We start from the raw sequence: 20,465 nt of genomic DNA, 5'->3' as shown, positions 1-20,465 counted from the left end.
GCTGTAAAGATAAAAGGCAATTAATGTTACAGCTCAGGTAGGTTGTAACTGGTTGGAATGCTGTAAATTGCAATGACAAAAGATAATAATGAATGAAGTTCGATTAATATTACGTGTAGGTCATACTGCTACCTAACAGGATTTAATATTGAGTCTAGAATAAGGGCCTTTAACGTAGAAGAAAATGCTATGAGAATGAACAAATATTATTGATAATTAAACAAATGAATGGTGAAGGCTTTATTAGGATGGAAGAAAAATACAATATTGTAGATATATCTAATATAGATCAAGACAATATTGAATACTTAGGCACAAAAGATAAGTTTTGGTATGTTAAAGATGACGAAGAATATCTGTTTAAATCGATTCAAGTTACAAAAAAGGATGGTCAACAACATTTAAGAATAGGTGAAGATTGTTCAGAGAAAATAGCATGTGAAATAGGAGGCTTATTAGGTATCCCTCATGTTCACTATGAGTTGGCTATTTATAAAGGTTTGCGTGGAGTAGTTTCAAAAAACTTTATTTCTCAAAATCGAGGTGAATCCTTGGTTCTTGGAAATGAACTATTAGAGAGATTTAAAATTTCAGATTCTATGGATCTTGTCCACCAAACTATTCCTCGTGTCTATATTGTTATAAGATTTCTTATTGGAAAAAAGCCTTTAGGCTTTAATGAACTACCAAATATCAAAACAGCAGGAGAATTTTTCGTCGGTTATCTTATGCTTGATGCTCTCATTGCTAATCAAGACAGACACAATGAAAATTGGGGAATGATTCAAAGAGTAAATGGGGATAGACATTTAGCTCTTACATTCGACCATGGCGCCAGTCTAGGAAAGAATATTAATGATGAGAAAAAAGAGGAACGTCTTAAAACAAAAGATCAAGGGAATTCAGTTAAAGCATATACTAAAAGAGCAAAATCATGGTTTTACCTAAAACAAGATAGAAATACTCGTCTAAAAGTTATTGAAGCTTTTCAAGAGTTCGGGAAATTGTATCCTGCAGCCTACCATGCATGGGTTACTAGATTAATTGAGATTAATGAAGGCCAATTCAAAAACATAATCGATAAAATTCCTGATCATTTAATGAGTGATGTGTCTAAAAGATTTGCCTTAGAGATGATTAAATGCAATAAAGATACTATCATTGCGAACTCAAAATTGAACGATTAAACAGAAACCGCAGGAACTGAGTGAATTTTCAAATGAAAACAGTTTTTATTCTTTGGCAAGACACCTCTCATTCAGGAAGAATGTGGCATGCTGTAGCCAAACTTACTCAAATGGAATCTGGTACATATTTACTTAATTACACTGAAGGAGCAAAAAACCCTAGATTTCAACCCTTTCCAAGAATGACTGAGAAATCAAAAACGTATGAATCAAATGAATTGTTTGGATTTCTTAAAAATCGAATTCCTCCTGCAAGCCGACCTGAACATGAGGCCCTATTTGACTGGTGCAATTTAACATCGGAGTCAAACTATTTGGACCTACTTGCTATTTCAGGAGGAGAAAAGGCAACTGATAATTATCGTGTTATTAGCGTTCCAGAACAACAAGATGGATATTACTTTAATACTTTCTTTGTGAGTGGTATTAGATATTTAGATAAAGACCAAAAGCTAAAAATCCAAACACTTAAAGAAAATCAAATTATTGGATATGAGCTAGAAGACCTTAATGTCAATGACCCTCATGCTATACTTTTATTTGAAAAGGATAGTCAATCAACAATTGGGTACTATCCACGTTATTTAACAGATGACTTAAGAAAACTCCACTCTTTACACTCATCAGTTGAAATTTATGTAGTAAAAGTTAATTTAGATGCTCCAGAGCAATTTAGATTACTCTGCAAAACTAAAGCTAAATGGCCTAAATATTTCCAAACATGCCATCAGCATGAGTTTCAAGATTATATTCAATAAAATATAGGAATTAATAGTTATGCCCTCTTATGAGGGTTCTTTTATAGTTTTCTATAATCATTTTATAATTGTCCATATAAGCTTTTCTGCCAATTTTTCTTTGAAAAAAGATTTTTTTAATCTGACTTAAGAAATGTCTAAATATAAGAGTAAATTAGAATACTATTAACTTTTAGAATAAAAAATCCTCGGTTGAGGATTTTTTATTTTTTTCAATATTTAATCTTCTAACTTATTTTGCTGGATATTTAGCTTGATGAAGATACCTGTGTAGAGGGCCAAAAAAAGGCTCCATAAAATCAGGTAAATATTATGATCAAACTTAACCGTATTAATAATGAGCTGGTTTAAAGTATCACTATCAGTCATAAATACACATAAGAATAGGAATACATAAACAAAAAAACCAATTCTCAGAACATAAGTAATATTCTTCACAAAGTACATTATCGCACCAAGGATAACGCTTACTATGCCGAAGAACCAAAGAAGTATACTCTCGTCTTCAGTTGAGCCTTGCATTTCTCTCAAGTAAACATACTCACCTCCGCCATAAGGTACATAGGTGACAAACCCTTTTGTGAGAGATTCAAAGCAAATTGCAATAGTCCCAGAAAGAATCAAAACAAGTGCCATGTAATGTTTTAATGTTAAATTTTTCATAATCCTGAGTACCCCTCACCGAGTTTCCAATATTTATGTAATGTGCGTGGAGTAGCAGTACAAGCCGCGCAACTGTCTGGTTTAGAATAAATAATTCCACGCAAAGCTTGTCTGATTGATTCTTGCCAATTTCTTGATCGATTATAGACTTTTTGAGGGTTTTCAAAATTTGTCTTATCTTCTGACGGATCCAAGCATTACATCAGCATTTGACCTTTACCTCCAATCTTGTGCAACGGGAAGAAGTATAGCCATACATGTTGAAAACAATCTTTTGAACTAAAGTACCACTTTTTTATTAGATGACTTAGAGTAAAAAGTATCTTCATTAATAAAAAGCCCTGAATGTTCAGGGCTTTTTTTAAAGTGCTCTTACGCATATTGAAACATTTACATTGCTATTAATCGTATGTGCCGTACAACCACATAAAAGAAAGCTCAGTAATAGTAACTTCATTAGGCTTCAGATACCTTAGTTGCTGTTACGCCCTTTAATTGTGGTAAAGAATAACGTTTACTTGCTGGTTGAGGTGTACGTCCATACCAACGGAACTCTTGGAATTCTGATTCACTATATAGTGCGTAACACACTTTATTTGATTGGTTACCACCAAGGCAAACGAGTTTTCCTGAAGACTTATCACGTCCTACAACAAAGCAAACATGACCCCCACCTTTACGGGTTTTAATAGCAACACAACCATAAGCGGGTTTTGCTAATTTTGCGCCGTAATTTACGTAATCTAATGCACGATACCAATGCTTAGGGTAAGTAATTCCTGCTACTTTCAAGCAATGAGCAACGAAAGTACCGCACCACGCTGTTTCATCATCGGCCCACCAAGCTTTAAGCTCTTTTAACCATTTCAAAATAGTTGGATTGTGCTGTTTACCTGGTATTTCTTGAAGACCAAGATGCTTTTTAGCTTCTGCAATCCATGCTAATTCATCAAGCTTTGTTGGTGATGGGATATTCAACAAAGAATTGATTCCAACTAACTCACCTGTTAATTGAGGCCCGTTAAGTCGAGGTTGAGAAATTTTCTTTCCAATCCATGACAAAACAAGCATCAATGTACCAGTAACAAATGCATGATATTTTTCGGGGATAACTTCATAATCTACCCCCCATTGCAGCGCTGGGAGCATAATTAACATGATGAATGCACCTACGGCGGGTAACTTAACAGAAAGATACTGCCAAGCATTGTTTTCAATTAACTTCATTCATCGTTCCTCTTTCGTAAACTTTCTTGCTCTAAAGCTTTAATACGTAACTCGCTTTCTTTTTCACGTAGTTCACTTTCTTTACGTTCTCTGCGATCACGTCTCCACTGAAAAATTAAACTGATGAATAGGCCAACTACAGCCACAATTGCACCCGTATAGCTCAACCAATTAATTGATGTTAAAGAGCCAAAAGCACTTGCTAAACCACTCCAGAAAGTAGTCTTATTAGCAAAAGTAGTAACTGTGACTTCAATTGCCTGATGATCAGACATGACCTATTCCCCACGTTTCATTTGTGGTTATTTTTGCAAGAATTATGGTTTTAAAATGAGTATGGTTCCAAAGAGAAAGGTATAAAAAAAGCCTGAATAATTCAGACTTTTAATAATTAATTATTATCGACTTCTACTAGCTAATGCATTTAGCCCCTTAATGACTTCCTGTCCCAGTTTTATAAAAGCATTGTGCCGCTCAACTTCATTTTCTAAATATTTTTTGCGGCTTTCCCATGCAGAAGAATTGAAATAAGTACTTTCAAAACTCAAAGGCATTTTCAAAGCATCAAACAAAGGCATTGGACAGTTTGCAGAAATACTATTAACAGTCTCAAGCAAAAGATCGGTCCAACTCTTTGATGATTCCAGTAAAGACGGAAGCGGTGCGAAATCGAGCAGGCGCGTCATCTGCACCTCTTTCCACTAAAATGCCATAGTTATCGACACTTAACCGTAAATGAGTGAATAACTCGTTGTTTAAATTATTAAAATCTTGATAGCACAAATCGAAATCACTCGCTGGCATTTTCTTGATAAAGTCTAGCCGTTGTTTAAATTGTTCTTCAAATAATTGTGGATTTGTTCTATCCGGCAATAAAGCTAAGTGCTCATGATTAGAATAGCTCAGCTGAAAAGCCATCATGCATGCAATCCATTCCGCGACATTCTTACAATTCGCTTCAAGGAACTCCGCTTCTTTTCCATTTAACTGTCTAACAGTTACACCATTCAGAGAAACTTCAGTTTTCCATAAGATTTCAGATCGAAGGAAAACTTTAGTCCAGTCAGTATCCACTTCCAACATAGTATTACTTTGTTTTTCAAGATACTTAAGTAGCAGTAAATACCGTTCTTGAATCGTTAAAAGTAATGGATCAAACACACTATCTAAGACAGATTTTAGAAAGGCTGTAAGCCTCTTTTCATTTAAATGAGGTTGAATAATTGAGACTTTTAAACATTGTTCAAAACTAAGCTCTTGCATTTGGAAGGTATTTTCACCAACTGGCACAGGATCAAATGTAATCATTAGTTGCCTCCATATAATGAATAAATGTCTTTTGAGTCCCATGCAGTACGACTCATTAAACTAATATTGACGGCCAAACTTAACCGGTTACCTTTTTCATCAATTGGCGCGACTATTGGTGCTGAAACACTTTCAATAATAAAGGGTTTATAAGTTTTGCCATGGGTAGTAAGAGATACAAAAGGCGGGATTACACCTGAAAATAATCCTTCTAGGGCTGTATTTGAGTCATTAACGACATTCTGTAGCGTAGAATCTGAAGATAATGTAACTGGCAGACTCCATGCCTCCAATTGCATAATTCTGTCTTCAACTTCTGATTTCGCATCACTAAAGGCCAAGAAAAAGACTGATAAATTGAGACGTACTGAAGAAGTAGATAGGAATACTTGCGTTGTATTCACTTTGGTTAAATTTGTTCTTCCTTCAACACTCTTTAGTGCATTTTCAGCAGTTGATAAAGGTCCTGATGCCATATCAATTAGTGCAGACTTAAAAGGGGAATTTTCTCCCAAAGAACCAGCGACTTGAAGCATTTGCCCAGTTTGCAAGTTAGCCATCAACATAGGCATTTTTAGCTCAGGATTGCTATTTTCAAACGGAGTTTGCCATTGGCTCTCAATGCTTTTATCACCTTCAGTAAGCAATGCTCTAATTACAGGTGACGCTATTGGGTTACCATCTTTATCACAAAGAGAAAATTCTGCATATTTATGCTTTGAAATAGAACCATAGAATGGATCTGATTCAGTACTTGGCAACTTAGTTTTTGCTGTATTTACAGCTGGTGCATATGCTAAAGCTTTGGACATAAAAAAGTCCTACCTTAAAAGATAAGACTATTATTAGTAATTAAAATTTTATCATCTAATAATGGTTCCAAGCAGAAAAATACTTATTTTATTTCACGAATTACATGTTGAATCATTTTTGAAAATTTTCATCAAAAAAACATTTTCTTATGGCTTTTGTAAAGCAGATGTAATGAAATCAATATAAATAGTAAAAAATTAAAAATACTCAGATACGTAGAACTGAGTATTTTTAAGATATATAATAAATTTATATTTTACAACAACTTGTATTCACTAATTTTGTTTTAATAATAGAAGTGATAGTAGTTATCTGTATAAAAAATTCTAGGCAAGTTTACTGTGTAGTCGAGGCATTTCACCAGAGAAGTCAACCCATGGATTGTCACCAAGTAACTCTGAATATTGAATATCTGCTTCATATTTAATTTCAAAGTTGTCCGGTCCATGAGCAAAAGCAACAACTAAACCTTCTTTGGCATCCATATAGCCTGCGTGCATTCGAATACCAGGGTAACTCAGACGAACGGCATCTTCATTTTCACCTATAAATTCTACGGTGAGACGAGCTAATACACCATCAGGTAACAGGAACATCCAAGTGAAAGGTCCACCTGTAATAACAGTCATAACTTCGTCAATACCTAATCCAGTATCAGAAGTATTCACATGTAGACGACCATATTTATTTAGAACAAAATTTTGTACTTCTGGTGACATTGCTTTCATGTCATACACTTTAGGATAAGAAGATTGGCCCCCTTCAGTTGTGAATACACCACCATCAGGAATGACTGGAGTACGACCAGCAAGCTGGATTTGTTCCATTAATTCAGCGCGATTCAAATTAAAAATAGAGATTAGTTGATGCTCCTCGCCTTCTGTAATAGCACGGTTCTTATATGCTTTAAGTAATGGACGAGCTTCAGTAGGAATTTTAATGGTAGTTGCACGTACTCCGATTGCATTTAAGACATTATTTACATCTTGAATGCCTGCTACATCGGGGCGACCATCACTGAATTGGATTTTTACGATATTCATGTTTAGATTCCTTGATTAAATTACTTTCATAGGTTAAGCAATTCGCTAGAAACTGCTTAGCATATTGATTTTAAATTCTATTCTGCTGATCAGTAGTAGTTGTTGCATCGGCAGAAGATATGTGTCCACCGTATTGAATTAATACAGCTCCAGCAAGAATGAAAAATACGCCTGCAAATCGTGCGAGATTGATTGGACGTGGTGTTAAATTCATTAATCCAAAATGATCAACAACAACTGCTGCAATCATTTGACCCGCTACAACTAGTACAATAAATCCACCAGCTCCTAACTTAGGGGCAAATGCTGCTGCACTTGCAACATAGACAGCTCCTAGCACACCACCAATCCAAACCCACCATGGTGCCTGTAAGGCATTACCGACACGTGGGCTAGGCACTTTTAGAAGCCATAATAGTAAAAGTACGACCGCTGCACTTACGATAAGCGAAACTATAGCTCCCCAAAGAGGGTGACCTAGAGCTTTTCCTACTTCACCATTGCTTGTTGCCTGAAAAGGTAATACCGCACCAGCTAGAAATGCCATTCCTGCTGGTATCAGAGAGAACAGCATTGTTTTACTCAACATATTAAGCCTCTTCAGGTGAATGATTATTTGATGTAATTATTATTTCATATACGATATATTTATAAAAATCGTTTATATGCATGTTGAGTATGCACACCATGGATGAACTTCGTAGAATAGATTTAAATCTTTTATTAACACTTCATGCATTATTGACCGAAAAACACGTCACTCGTGCGGCTATTAGATTACACAGAAGCCAACCAGCCGTTAGTCATGCTCTGTCTCAATTACGATCTTTATTCAATGATCCATTAATGGTACGTAAAGATGGAAAGATGGTTTTAACAGTACGCGCGCAAAGCTTATTACCTTCACTCGAAGGTGCATTAACTGAGTTAAATGAAATGCTTGGTTCACCCGAATTCGATCCTTTTACGGCTCAACGTACATTCAGGATTGCAATGTCAGACTATGCAGCAAGGATCATACTACCCAAGCTCATAGGTCATATAAATAAAGTGGCTCCACGTATTGATCTCGCCATAAGTCAGGCAAGTCGCGAAATGATGCTGATGCAACTAGAAGAAGGTGAGCTTGACTTAGCTCTTGGAATTTTTCCAGTGCATAATGAGGAAATTCAGAAAGAATTCCTTTTTCCTGAGCAGTTTATCTGCCTCGCAGATAGAACCTATCTACCTAAGAATAGAGATTTGTCACTGGAAGAATGGCTTGAAAGGCCACATGTGATGCTTGGACTCAAGCCTGACTCAGTTGATGAAATCGAGAAAGCGTTGGCTGCTAAAGGACTTAAACGTCATATCAATGTCGCCTTGCCTCATTGGAGTGCGGCTGTGCAGTTATTACCAGGTACTAATTTGATATTAACAGTTGCTAGTAGATCTGTGTGTTCAGAAAATTATCATGAATCACTTTGCCAATTTGCCCCTCCGATAAACCTTCCAGGATTCTCATATATGCAAGCCTGGCATATTAGGAAAGAACGTGACTTAGCACATCAGTGGCTAAGAAATGTTATAAAGAAATGTTGTGAGGAATTCCAGTTACAGGAATAAATTAATAGCTAGAAAAGGAAGAAAAGAAAAATTTGATTAGTACTTTGATCTGGAAAAATATTCCTCAACATAGGAACTTTACATTCCTATGTTGAATGTTCATAAGTACTTAATTTTTAGTAGGTTCCAGAACTAAACATCTAATCCTTCGTATAGAATGTCATTTATTCTCATTTTTTCTGAATCATCAATTTCATCTAAAAGAAAATTATCATTTTCGTTTACTACGCTATCAAATAAACCCAGCTCAATATATCTCTTAGCTTCATTTTGAATGTTGATAATGTCACTAGAATCTGGCTGCATTTCATTAGCAAGTTTACCTTCGCGGAATAACTTATCTCTATGATAGATTGCCCAGCTTATTGCATTGAGTTTTTTAAGCCCTTTTTCATCAACATTATAAATCCCATTAGGAATAGATAATTTATGTTCATGATTAGTTTTATATTTTAAAAGATGAAGTTCTCGGTAAGTTAAGTGCTTTGCCATTTCAACTGATTTCCAACCATATACTTTTATTCTAGGTGGTTGTATTTCGTAAGTATGAAATTTTTGCTTTACATGATCAATCATTTGATTAATAGCATCGAGAGGATTTTCATTTACTATGTCTAATGTCGGTAGTTGCTGCAAAATTGAATCAAATTCACTCCATGTATGATTCAAACTAGCTTTGAGACTTTCTAATGAAATCTCTTTAATTCCTGCAAAGCCAGACCAATTTTCGTCAAAATTTGCATGGTAAATATTTTTTGCTTCAATGAAATCACTAGCGCCTATAATGATTTTATGCTCATCAAAAGTTCCATCTTTATTTTGCTGACGAATGATATAAACGGAATCAGGTATTTTCTCTAGCCCGCTTTTCACAAATACATCTATTTCATCTCCATCTGCGCCCTGTGTGCCTTCAATATATCCATAGTGGTGTTTCATTAAGATTTGCCAAAAGTTGCCATCTTGATCTTTACCATAACGTAGAGAACCTGCCGGATTTTCAATTGCTATTTTTAAACCAGCAATTTCAATAATGCCCTTTTGATAATCACCTGAAACTTTTTGTTCTTCAGTAGGTTCGGATAACAAATTGAATGGAGATGTTGCTGCATTATGAGCTTGTTTATCAATTTCTGATTTAAGAAATGCAGCTCTTAAATCATTATCCAGATTGAACACAACAGATTTGTCTGGACCAGAAGCTAAATCAACACTAATTTTCAAAGAATTATGAAAACGTTCTGCTCCCTCTTTCGTTAAGCGAACTATCTTATGGTTACTAGAAATGTTTATCCCTTCAATAGAATCATACATTTCTACACTTATGAAATCCTTTCCAAGTACTTGCTTTGCATATTGGATTGCATCTTTCACACTAACGGGTTCAGGCTCACCAAATAACCCAACGTTAATGCTATCTAAAGCCTGTTTTTCTGCAAATTCCGCAAGAGCTTTAAACAACATACTCATTTTTTTTGAACTGCGGCTATTCTTAGCTAGAAACACGGCCAGCTCAGCAACACCTTCTCCCAGATCCTCGAAAAGACCTTGCTGCTGTACAAACTCAACAATATCTTGATCATTTTGCTTTGCTGATAAAATAGTATTTGCTGCATCAATAATTGCATTTGCAACACGTTGATCTATGGCTTGCTCCACACCATCCACGATTTGATCTGAAATATCTTGAACATTCCCACGGCTAATAGCTTGTGCTTCAATAAATTTAGGAGCAGCAACACCTAGTGCATTAAGCATATTTTGAAGATCTGGTTTTGTTTGATCAGCCATCATTTCTAACAGACGATCATCGTTGTACGCTTTACTAAAAATTGCAGCCTTGATTCTATTAATGAGTGCTTGTGTTGGTTTTTTATCTTTCGTGGTGTACTGCGCTGCTTCTGTATCACCTAATTTAGTTAAAAAACCTTGAATGAACTTTTGATTACTTACTGCTAGTAAATCGCCGTCTTCACTTGGGTTAAAGAGAGCCAGTAAATTCTCATCTAATCGTTTAGCATCGGCTTTAGCTCGTTCTGTAGCTGTAAATGACAACTTATCATCTTGGTTTGCATCAATAGCAAATTGTGCTCTATCGATCTCAGTTGTACGAATACGTATCAAAATTGGTTTAGCTATGGCTTGTACCTGCTCAGTGCTAAAACCAAAGTAATCGGCTTCTTCAATCAACCATTGTTTATACTCATCTGCGGTACCAAGCTCATATGCAAGCTTGATTGCCATGGTTCGGCCATTTCCTGATTCAACAACTAAATCATCACCGGTTATCGGTGCTCCCGTATCTGCCCGTCCCGAGCGGCCAAGGCTTTCGGGATCTAGATCATTAGCAGTTTTATGTACCCATGCTTTTGATGATTCACGACTACGATCTCGTGGTTGCAATTCTTGAGGATAGTTTGGGTTTTCTGCACCGGTTGTTGTATGAGATGCAATGACTTGTCCAATATCAACTAATGCGAATACAGTCGAAATCTTTGCCCCTTTAGCCGTCTTAACATTATTAGTTCTACCCCGTAAAAGCCCAGTTAAGGGCTGCGTTGGTTTAAAGAAACTAATCATTTGATCAATTACAATTAAAGGGTCCGTTGCTATTACAGAAGGCGTAATTAATTTAAATATCATTAAACGCTCTCCTTAACTTTAATTTGATTAAGTAACTCAGTTACAGCTGGAACTAATAAAGGGTCCTCTAAATTCTTTTCAGCCTCATCTCGAACTTGTTCTAGTACTTCCAAACTTACGCCTACTTGTCCTTCAATGATTGACTTATACAATGGATTCGAAGCATCTGAAACTAATAGATTTTGTAGTATTTCAGGTGCCACCTCAGGTTCTGGTACAGGTGCTACCTCAGGCTCTGGTTCAGGTACCACCTCTGGTGCTGGTTCAGGTGCCACCTCAGGTGCTGGTTCAGGTGCCACCTCAGGTTCTGGTACAGGTGCCACCTCAGCCTCTGGTTCAGGTGCCACCTCAGCCTCTGGTTCAGGTGCCACCTCAGCCTCTGGTTCAGGTGCCACCTCAGGCTCTGGTTCAGGTGCCACCTCAGGTTCTGGTTCAGGTGCCACCTCAGCCTCTGGTACAGGTGCCACCTCAGCCTCTGGTACAGGTGCCACCTCAGCCTCTGGTTCAGGTGCCACCTCAGGCTCTGGTTCAGGTGCCACCTCAGGCTCTGGTTCAGGTGCCACCTCTGGCGCCGGTTCAGTTTTAGAAGTAGCTAAATTGTCTAGTTCAGATTGCAAACTTTCTATTTCTTGCTTTAAAGAAGACAACAAGTTTTGTTTTTCTAAAACCCGATTTTCGGCTTTAGCCAATGCTTTAGCTTTTTCGGCTTTTTTAGCTTGTAAACGTTTAAAACGGTTACTGTTTTGGTTAATCAACTTCATGATTCGACCAGCTAAAACTGGGATTGATATCCCTTCACCTTGGTTTGGTTGAATAGCGGCAGTAATATCACGATTATTCATTAAGATCTTCCAAGAAACTAATGAATCTGCTGGACTAATATTTTTGGATAATCTATCTGGCTTATGGAAAAGGATTGTAAAGTTCTGGCCGTCATCAAAATCATAAGTAAGCGCAATTTGAAGTACTTTTTTATGTTTGAAAGGCTTACTTTCAGTGACATTTACAACTTTAACGCCAGTTTTCGAAAACTGATCCATAGCTCGATTTAGGATTGCCGAAAGCTGTTCTAAATGCTGATAATCAATAATGATAGAGTCGTAATGCGCCTCTTCTACACCAAGAGCACACAACAGCGAAGGCAAACCATCAAATTTACTTAATAATTCACTGTAATCATCATTTCGCTGCATATCTAACAGCAGCTTTGAAGTGTCTCCACTATGAGAGACTAAATTAATATCGTCCCATTGAGGTGTTTCAGCAGTAATAACGTTTTGTAGCTGTTCTAATTGCCATCGTTGAATAGGTTTTGAACAAGCCAAATTGAACAGTTTAGAAGATAGTTGACGTTTAAGCCCAAATTGATTTGTTTCAATAACATCTGTAACGCAAGCATCAAACATACGGCCAAATTGCAAGATTGCTAAATCAGCAGCATGTTGGTCATCAATAGCTCCTAAAACCGCTACTGAGTCAAAAGCATCAATTCCACTCTTTTTACCCTTTAAATTTACAACACGCCAAAGGTCATTTTCTGTGGAGTCTTCAGTGACTAAGGCATTAATTTGGCGGTAATCACCTTTGATAATCCCAATTGAACAAGCACCACTATTCACTGAGTCAAAACCAGCAACTGCTCGACTTTGATGTGGTCCATGGGTTTGAATGAAAATTGATTTAACATTCACCGATTTATCCTCATATTAATTTGAGGATATTTTCTCAGCTGAAATATTCTTAACTATTGATAGGTTCCAAAATTCAACATATAAAAACTAATAAAAAAGGATCATTAGAATAAAATTATTTATGAGTAACTTATTAATATTGCTCTTTCTTCAACTGATAAATTAGTAGAAAGTAAAATATAAAATAAGTGAAATATGTGAATAATTAGACATTTAAATAAAAAAGCCGCTAGAGCGGCTTTTAATTAGTTACCTTTCGATATTCGTTATAAATCATGATAAGTCCTCCAACTAAAATGAAACCTAAGCCGAGGATTTTTAAACCATCTAACTTTCTTATTTGTACACCAAGTAGACCCGTACTATCAATAATCGTTGCAAAAAGCATTTGGCCTATAAAAACCCATAAAAGAGTGGTCGTTGCACCAATTTTTGGAGCTGCAACAAACATACAAAGTATGTAAAGGGAACCTAAAAATCCAGGCATCCACATCCACCAAGTAGTTTGCCCATATGCAGGAGGTTTTATACCACCATCCATAAATAGTGCAATTATAAGTGAGGCAATGGCACCCCCAACATAAAGATAAAAAGTAGATTGTATTTGTGTAGCACCACTAGTATTTCTGAAAGCATTTACCATTGCCAACTGTAGGGGGACAATTAGTCCCCCTAAAACACTAATGAATACATAGTTAATATTATGCATTCTTAACCTCTAAGTATAAACTGCTCCAAAAATTATCGAGAAGTTCAAGAAATTTATTAAAACCAATCATGAATTTTTCTTTTTTGGCATCAGTATCAATTATTGACCATATGGTCTTATTTAAATCTTCAGCATGACGTGCTTCAGTTCCATCTAAATGAATATCATAAAAATTGGAAACTTCTAACCATTTTTCGTCAGAAAAAAGTTCTTTATTTTTTTCTGCTCCCCTCACTAGTAATTCTAGTTGTGGTAAAGCATGGATTTCTTGAGCTAAAGCAGCACCTAACATAATATATAGATCACTATTAAAAAGTTTTTCAGACTCATCTTTTAATTTCATCGTTGATTCTATACCTTTTCCATATTCAGGAATTTTGTCATATAAAACCTGACTATATGAATTTACTGATTTGATAAATAAATAAGCATGGGGTTGACCGTCATCTAAACCTTTTTCCTCAGCAATATTCATTTCAAAAGCTTCAATTATTTTTAAAATATTGTGGTTTTGTTCATTTTCATTAGTTTGATTTTTTTTTAGAATTTCACAACCTAAATCGAGTCGAGAAGCAGTTGGACCTAGCCAATGTCTTAGGTTATTAACCAGAATACTATATTGAGAATATGTAAAATTATTACTATGATTAGACCAGTGTGTAAGACATTCGTTTTCTGCCACTTTTTTTGCAGTTAATTGTAATTCACTATAATTCATAAGTTTTCCTTTAAAATATTTATTTGCTGGAATTTATTAAAATAATTAATATCAGAAAAATATTAATTACCATATATTATCTTTTATAATTATTTCATTTCCATGTCAAACAAACCCAATAGAAAAAATTTCAGAAACAATTTATAAAAATTACAATGCATTATAATAGTGCATAAATTAAAACCATGAAACTAATAAGAAATATAATAATGCACCATATTGAATCAATTATTATTGTTTTTAAAAAACAACCACATATAATATGAAGTGTTATTTTAGTGCACATTAATTTCTTTTTATATCAAATTCTCATATTTAGTAAATATTATATAACTGATATTCATATAGAATTAATCACTATTATCTCTATCTTAATTTTCACTAATTTAATATTAAGTGAGCCATTTTAATATAAAAATATTACTAAACTACCAAGTTACTCAATCCTTAATTATTACAAAAAGTTAGGAAACATTTTAGTGAAATTTAAGGTAACGATTGAATGAGCTTTATTTGAGGCATCTAAAGGTAAATTTCCTGCTTGTAATGATACTAGATGCTCAATTTCAAACTGATGCTGACTTCTTGCACCTTTATCAAAAGCGTATATTTTTAAACGCATTAAATACTCTATAGGCGGCGGCTGCGTCCCATCTTTGTTAAACATTATCTGCTTTATAGCTAATGCACTATTTGCAATGGCTGCTGCTTTAGTTTCAATAAATGAGATGCTTATTTCATTTGATGCATTGCCAGTTACATGGTTAAGTTGAAAATGACCAATATGCACTGCATCGGTTTGTGCATCAAGAAGTGATACATCAACATTATTGGCTAACCAAGCCACTTTATTTGAAGGATCAAAAATTGGAATATTCGCTTGAGCAATTTTACTATTTTCTCGGTATGGTCTAATTTCAATCCCGAAGTGAGCAGCTGAGAGTGTACCTAATGCATAAAGCTCTTGATAATGAGAAACAGCTTTATCAACTGTTAATCCAGACCATAAGACAGGATGTCTGGCAAAACGTTCTTTGAAAGGATTTAAAACATTTCCAAAACTGTTATTAGTAGTTTTATTCTGTGTTTCATATTCAAAAAAAGCCATTATTCTTCATCCTCTGAAAATTTACGGCTTTGAGCAATACTTTCAGCAAGTTCTTTGGCTTCTTCATATTTCATACCTGTATCGCGCTCAAGAATATAGGCCATAATTTCAACATTTAAATTAGATTCTTTTAAAGCAGCGATTACTTGAGTTTTAAGGAGCGTTGTATTCATTCGTGATTGGGCATTACTGATTTCTTCTGTTGCCGCTGCAGTTTGGTTTGAATAGTATTCAACTTGCCAAGGATAATCTTCTGGCTCAAATTGTTCGTTATAAGCAAAACCCCAATCTAAATGCAGAATTTGATTAATACCTTCAGAAGCTGCTGTTCGAATGTCTTGTGATCGCCGCATGATTTGTGCAGAAGTATGAAATGCCCCACCTTCACCAATACCACCAGTTAACATGTCAGCCCACCCTACCATACTTGGGTCTAGACCTATCCCGCCCATTAACAAACGGACATTAATCATGAATTGTTCAATGTTAATGGGTGAACTCCGCTGGTTTTTGATATCTCCAACAGGATTTAGTACTTGTTTTTCATCAAATACAGGAAGCATATGAAAAGCAGTATTCCAAACCGCATCCCCACCTGATAAAGCATCCTTAACATATGCTTCATGATTTTTTAGTAAACCTTCTAGACCACGAACGTAAGCTTGACGTTGTGCTGGTGGCATACCTGACATATTTACCGTCAAAAACATCTGATTTACGGTATCTGCAATTTGTTGGCTGTTCATAGATGCCAAAGCAAGTATCACATCATCATAAATATCTTCAATTTCGTAAAGGAATGAGCCGCCTAGATGTGCTGGTAAGATTGGCAATTCATCTGGATCATCACCTTCTAACATTTTGGTGACTAGACCGGTTTCTACAAGCTCATATTGAGCAATATTACTCATGCGAGGCATTTTGAAACGTACCATTTGAATCGTATTTAATTTGGTAATTGTCTTCTGCCAATTTCGAGGATCTAAGCAAAAGAATGCTACCGTTTTACTGCCTTGTTCAAAAGCTTGTACTAACGGCGGATATGTATATTCATTACATACCATATCAACCAAACCCTTTCCTTTTTTCCCATAGATACGCGCATATGAATCACCAAAGGAAATTGCATCTCGAGCCAGTTTACTCAAATATTTATTGATCAACTTTTCCATCACAACACGGCGTTCATCAAGTTGTTTTTTTTGTTTTTCAGCTGCTGGACCTTTCGCCGTTTTTAACCGTTCTGCAGGTGTAATAAATACTTGTTGGCCGCTATATGAATCTCCACCAAGTGCCGCCGAAACATGGATGCCCATACCTTCAGCAATAGGCGCAAAACGAAGCATTTTCTCCCACTTGGTTAGAATTTCTTTTCGTGTACGCTTCTTATTGGCTTTAGTTTGATTAGTCCCAAGTGAAAACGGAGCCATCGATTCATATAATTGAGCTGTGGCATCCTGATTAGCCATATTAGGCTGATCATATGAATTAACATTTTCTCCGAGTAACAACGATAAGAACCGAGAAGACATAACTAAGCCAAAATACGTAAATAATTAAGTATTTTGATGGCTACTCTCTTTGAACTTTGAGATGGGTTCCAAACTTAATTGGAACCATACAGATTTCATAATTTGTCAGCATGCAATTCTATCTGCACATATTTTTTAATCTGTTTAGAGGACATTGTAATGACTGAAGGTGTAAAAGTTTTTACCGCATTGGATATCGAATTAGCTCAAAAAACTACTGATATTGTCAATAACCAACGTTATAAAAACAATCCTGAATTCGAGACCCTTACCTTAGGTTGGGATCGCAAAACTGGTGCTGTTGCAGTTAACTATACATTTCCTGAAGAAGAACCTGCTTCAGACCAGCCAGCTTAATAAAACTTAAAAAGCGCTCTATATAGAGCGCTTTTTTTAAATCTTAAAATTCAATATTGCCTTTTTCCTCATACAGTTGGTAAAATTATTCTCATGAAATACTTGATAATATTATTTGTTTTTTTAAGTGGCTGCTCTACATTTATTGAGCACAATAAAGTTGTTCAGTTTCCAGAACGTACAATTTCTCACATTGAAATTAAAAAACTAAACGGAGGTAATCCCAAAACCCTCGCTTATGCTGATATTACGGGTGACACGTGTGTCATCTACCTACGCAAATATCCTCAATGTTTAGCACATGAAATAAGACATTGCTACGAAGGTAATTGGCATGAAGGCCGTGAAAGTCAAGAATGGTGCTAAGGATATTGCACGACATATACTGGAACATATCCATACCGCATCAATAAATTGTAATGGTTGTTTTCTCTTCCAGTAGATAAATTAACCATGATTCGCTTTCCATTATTTTCCCACTTTACTTGAATGCATGATTCATAAGATATGCCGTCTCCATTTAAATCGTAGATACCATTGAATGGAGGAGTAAGTAGATATAGTGGCTTATCATTTGGACTATTATAAATTAACCAAGGGGCATTACTTGGGCTCATATAGTCCTTAGTAATTTCTAATCTAGCTATAAGTCTAGGTGCTGTTATAAAAGCAGATGCTGACCACATTATTTTACCTGTTGCATCGTAGGTACTTATATATGCATCTGAATAATTAACTATATGATTTTGAAGGTGTACTCTAACATCAATGTTGAATGGGGTTGAACCATATTGTGTTACTAGAAAAGCGTCTGACCCCACTTGCAAGATATTATTGTCGTCAGCCTTAAAACCAACTAAATTATTTGTACTGTTCGTTATATTCGCTGGTACTTGCGCAAACTGTAAAAATTTTGACCCTCCATACCAAATTGAACCATCATAAGGTTGTAGTGATATAGGTGCTACTCGTGAATAATCAGTCAAAAGTGGTTTAGTATCATCTGAAAAGTTGATATCACCATTGTCTAAATTAAATTCTGCAAACACTTCTAAACCCTATAAATTGCATAATCAATAATAAGCTTTTGAGTACTATCAAAGTTATTCCATCCAAACAGATGAACTAAAAAATCAATACTTCCATTTTGTGGAACATACATAACTGTATCAATTTGCCAATTACCTGTAGAACTAGCATCCTTTCTTACAGAAATAGGTCTAATAATATGCCTATCTTTTGTAATTCCAGCTTTGACTCTAGTGAACACTGTAAGGTATTGAGAAACTGGTCCAGAAAAAGTCTCTGTTGAAGTACCGATAAAATTCAGTACTCTATCAGTGTTACTATTAAATTTCTGAACTCCATTTGCATCATAAATTTCTAAACCTGAAGGCATTTGAATCTCCAAAAATTAGGGCTAGATGACTAGCCCTTTTCTTTACCAAAAACCTAAACGCATTCTTACAACGTTGTTATCGTCATACACTTCAATCTTGCCACCTGTTTGTACAGTACGGGTACCAGTAGGTTTCGATGGATCTTTATAAGTAATTAAAGTTCCAAGTTCACCAGTGATTGCACTCAATTTATCTACATTAAATAATTCAGCAGTAAGAGATTTTGCTTTAAAGTTTGCTGCGGTCAAATTCTTAATAAATACATCACTATTCATAATCACCTGATTATCTTGAATAATGAAAGGGATGTACTTTGTTGAAGAAGAACCAGTTGTGAAAAAGATTCTATCTGCTTGGAAACCTATAGAGCTGACAACAGTTCCATTTGATGATTCACTTACCATCGACATACCAGAAAACACCCCGTTGTTATCCATTCCCATTACATATTTGCCTTTTACACCATCAATTAAATCTACTTGTGATTTAAGTTTGATAGCATTTTGGCCGTAAACCGATACTAAGGTTTGAAGCGCCCCTGCATAGGCACCCACATCAGTTGTGTAAGTAGTTTTGAAATTTTCAAAGTCGGCAATATTGTCTGCATCTTCGATATCAATAAAATCTAAATCTACTTCCCCTGCTTTCCCTGAATAGTTAGCAATGAAAACTGGCGTAAAGAATGCAGCCTTATTTGCAAAGGTTTTAGGGCTTAAAAGTGTTCCAGCACCGGCACTAGCACCAGCAGACCTTCCTTTAAAATATGCTGTTCCTGTGATCCATGATCCTAAAGCTGGTGCGGTACCAGCAACAAGATAATGACTCGCTCCAATATCATTAATTTCAGTATTGTCTTGGGCTACATATTTTGTTTTCGTAGCGTTCTGACATGTTGCACCTACATAAACAACACCGGTACCACTCACACGGCGGAATCTATACTTCACACGATAGTATTTGCTGTCATCAATCGGTAAAGATGCAAACCAATTCAACCATGCTTCATCGTTTCCAACGTTATTACCAACTCTTAAAGCATACCCTCCACGACAAGTTGCATCTGCCACTATCGTCATTTCAGGCTTATTTCCACTTGGAGTTTTAATTAGCCAATCTTTAAACCAAGTATCCAATACAGAGGCCATGATTTTTTGACTGTTCGCAGAATACGAAGCTGTCATACGTTCAGTCGAAGATGCTATAGCTTCATTAGTTTTTGAAGCCGTTAAGTAATCCCTTTCTAAGGTAGCTTTAGTTGTCGAAGCTAAGTCTTTAGCATCATTTGCAGCTTTATTTAGATACTCTGTGACTGCTTTATCTAAATTTGCTACTTCTGTATAGAACGTATTAATTCGACCCTTCAACGAGTCGCGTTGAACTGCGGTTAGGGTGGTTTTAGTTGTTGTTGTTGAAATTATATCTGTAAAGAATTTTGGAGATAAATTATTTAGGTTATCCCATGCTGACTTTGCAGCAGTGACAGAAATACCCCAAGGGTTAGCCAAGTTTTGCAACCGGTTAAAATTGGATTCCATATCTTTGTAGCTATTGTACAAAGCTGACTTTTCAGTTGGTGTAATCACTAAATCTGACATCACATCATCAGCAATTTGTTTACCCGCAGCGGCATTGGCCGTTACTGTAGATGACAATACACCGTTTACTTTTGATGTATCAGCTGCAGTATTTTCAGAAGTAATATC

At 35.7% G+C, this 20,465-nt stretch carries 19 protein-coding genes and 3 pseudogenes; 4 read left to right on the top strand and 18 right to left on the bottom strand.

Features of this window, described 5'->3' with window-relative positions:
* Positions 1–224: 224 nt before the first annotated feature.
* Both AC2117_RS08075 and AC2117_RS08070 read left to right on the top strand, forming a co-directional pair.
* Entirely contained in the window at positions 225–1,187 is a 963-nt protein-coding gene (locus tag AC2117_RS08075) for a hypothetical protein (RefSeq protein WP_133973222.1), read from the top strand.
* Between the two features lie 32 nt (positions 1,188–1,219).
* Positions 1,220–1,945 (top strand): hypothetical protein, encoded by a 726-nt coding sequence (locus AC2117_RS08070; protein WP_133973221.1) that lies wholly within the window; start codon positions 1,220–1,222, stop codon positions 1,943–1,945.
* 219 nt (positions 1,946–2,164) lie between these two features.
* Here the strand turns inward: AC2117_RS08070 and AC2117_RS08065 are convergent, their stop codons facing one another.
* From AC2117_RS08065 to AC2117_RS08030, 8 genes are all read right to left on the bottom strand, one after another.
* Entirely contained in the window at positions 2,165–2,608 is a 444-nt protein-coding gene (locus tag AC2117_RS08065; RefSeq protein WP_133973219.1) for a hypothetical protein, read from the bottom strand.
* A 456-nt stretch (positions 2,609–3,064) separates the two neighbouring features.
* Positions 3,065–3,835, bottom strand: coding sequence for a TIGR02594 family protein (locus AC2117_RS08060; RefSeq protein ID WP_133973217.1), 771 nt, complete (start codon positions 3,833–3,835; stop codon positions 3,065–3,067).
* Positions 3,832–4,110 (bottom strand): holin, encoded by a 279-nt coding sequence (locus AC2117_RS08055; protein WP_133973215.1) that lies wholly within the window; start codon positions 4,108–4,110, stop codon positions 3,832–3,834. The genes AC2117_RS08060 and AC2117_RS08055 overlap by 4 nt, the downstream gene beginning before the upstream one ends.
* Before the next feature lie 123 nt (positions 4,111–4,233).
* Entirely contained in the window at positions 4,234–4,452 is a 219-nt protein-coding gene (locus tag AC2117_RS08050) for a hypothetical protein (RefSeq protein ID WP_133973213.1), read from the bottom strand.
* Positions 4,445–5,143 (bottom strand): hypothetical protein, encoded by a 699-nt coding sequence (locus tag AC2117_RS08045; RefSeq protein WP_133973211.1) that lies wholly within the window; start codon positions 5,141–5,143, stop codon positions 4,445–4,447. Before AC2117_RS08045 ends, AC2117_RS08050 begins: the two co-directional genes overlap by 8 nt.
* On the bottom strand, positions 5,143–5,955 hold the full coding sequence (locus tag AC2117_RS08040) for a hypothetical protein (RefSeq protein WP_133973209.1): 813 nt from the start codon (positions 5,953–5,955) through the stop codon (positions 5,143–5,145). The genes AC2117_RS08045 and AC2117_RS08040 overlap by 1 nt, the downstream gene beginning before the upstream one ends.
* A gap of 327 nt (positions 5,956–6,282) precedes the next feature.
* On the bottom strand, positions 6,283–6,999 hold the full coding sequence (locus AC2117_RS08035; protein WP_133973207.1) for a hypothetical protein: 717 nt from the start codon (positions 6,997–6,999) through the stop codon (positions 6,283–6,285).
* A 70-nt stretch (positions 7,000–7,069) separates the two neighbouring features.
* Positions 7,070–7,588, bottom strand: coding sequence for a DMT family transporter (locus tag AC2117_RS08030; RefSeq protein WP_133973206.1), 519 nt, complete (start codon positions 7,586–7,588; stop codon positions 7,070–7,072).
* 98 nt (positions 7,589–7,686) lie between these two features.
* Between AC2117_RS08030 and AC2117_RS08025 the strand changes: the two genes are divergently transcribed.
* Positions 7,687–8,604 (top strand): LysR family transcriptional regulator, encoded by a 918-nt coding sequence (locus AC2117_RS08025; protein ID WP_133973204.1) that lies wholly within the window; start codon positions 7,687–7,689, stop codon positions 8,602–8,604.
* A gap of 132 nt (positions 8,605–8,736) precedes the next feature.
* On the opposite strand, the pseudogene AC2117_RS19190 reads toward AC2117_RS08025, so the two are convergent.
* The 7 genes and pseudogenes from AC2117_RS19190 to AC2117_RS07995 form a co-directional block, all read right to left on the bottom strand.
* Positions 8,737–9,615: pseudogene (locus AC2117_RS19190) on the bottom strand (hypothetical protein); the annotation flags it as partial.
* Positions 9,616–9,810: 195 nt separating this feature from the next.
* Positions 9,811–11,247: pseudogene (locus AC2117_RS19185) on the bottom strand (hypothetical protein); the annotation flags it as partial.
* Entirely contained in the window at positions 11,247–12,938 is a 1,692-nt protein-coding gene (locus AC2117_RS19015; RefSeq protein ID WP_133973202.1) for a hypothetical protein, read from the bottom strand. The gene AC2117_RS19015 and the pseudogene AC2117_RS19185, both read right to left, overlap by 1 nt.
* Before the next feature lie 241 nt (positions 12,939–13,179).
* A complete protein-coding gene (locus AC2117_RS08010; RefSeq protein ID WP_133973200.1) occupies positions 13,180–13,647 on the bottom strand; it encodes a DMT family transporter in 468 nt (155 codons plus the stop codon).
* Positions 13,640–14,365 (bottom strand): DUF3865 domain-containing protein, encoded by a 726-nt coding sequence (locus AC2117_RS08005; RefSeq protein WP_133973198.1) that lies wholly within the window; start codon positions 14,363–14,365, stop codon positions 13,640–13,642. Before AC2117_RS08005 ends, AC2117_RS08010 begins: the two co-directional genes overlap by 8 nt.
* 454 nt (positions 14,366–14,819) lie before the next feature.
* Positions 14,820–15,473 (bottom strand): hypothetical protein, encoded by a 654-nt coding sequence (locus AC2117_RS08000; RefSeq protein ID WP_133973196.1) that lies wholly within the window; start codon positions 15,471–15,473, stop codon positions 14,820–14,822.
* The gene (locus AC2117_RS07995) at positions 15,473–17,005 is read right to left on the bottom strand and encodes a hypothetical protein (RefSeq protein ID WP_133973194.1); all 1,533 of its coding nucleotides are present in this window, start codon (positions 17,003–17,005) and stop codon (positions 15,473–15,475) included. Before AC2117_RS07995 ends, AC2117_RS08000 begins: the two co-directional genes overlap by 1 nt.
* Before the next feature lie 159 nt (positions 17,006–17,164).
* Between AC2117_RS07995 and AC2117_RS07990 the strand changes: the two genes are divergently transcribed.
* Complete coding sequence (locus AC2117_RS07990) at positions 17,165–17,362, top strand: hypothetical protein (RefSeq protein WP_133973192.1); 198 nt, start codon at positions 17,165–17,167, stop codon at positions 17,360–17,362.
* A gap of 362 nt (positions 17,363–17,724) precedes the next feature.
* Here AC2117_RS07990 and AC2117_RS07980 read toward each other — a convergent pair whose 3' ends face one another.
* The 3 genes and pseudogenes from AC2117_RS07980 to AC2117_RS19230 all read right to left on the bottom strand — a co-directional run.
* Positions 17,725–18,411, bottom strand: coding sequence for a hypothetical protein (locus AC2117_RS07980; protein ID WP_133973188.1), 687 nt, complete (start codon positions 18,409–18,411; stop codon positions 17,725–17,727).
* A 2-nt stretch (positions 18,412–18,413) separates the two neighbouring features.
* A complete protein-coding gene (locus AC2117_RS07975; protein ID WP_133973186.1) occupies positions 18,414–18,761 on the bottom strand; it encodes a hypothetical protein in 348 nt (115 codons plus the stop codon).
* Positions 18,762–18,803: 42 nt separating this feature from the next.
* Positions 18,804–20,048: pseudogene (locus AC2117_RS19230) on the bottom strand (DUF1983 domain-containing protein); the annotation flags it as partial.
* Between the last annotated feature and the right edge of the window lie 417 nt (positions 20,049–20,465).

The sequence above is a fragment of the Acinetobacter calcoaceticus genome (genome assembly GCF_900520355.1).
Classification (GTDB): domain Bacteria; phylum Pseudomonadota; class Gammaproteobacteria; order Pseudomonadales; family Moraxellaceae; genus Acinetobacter; species Acinetobacter calcoaceticus_C.
Note: the sequence above shows the minus strand (reverse complement) of the source record. Positions and strands in the feature narration are given on the sequence as shown.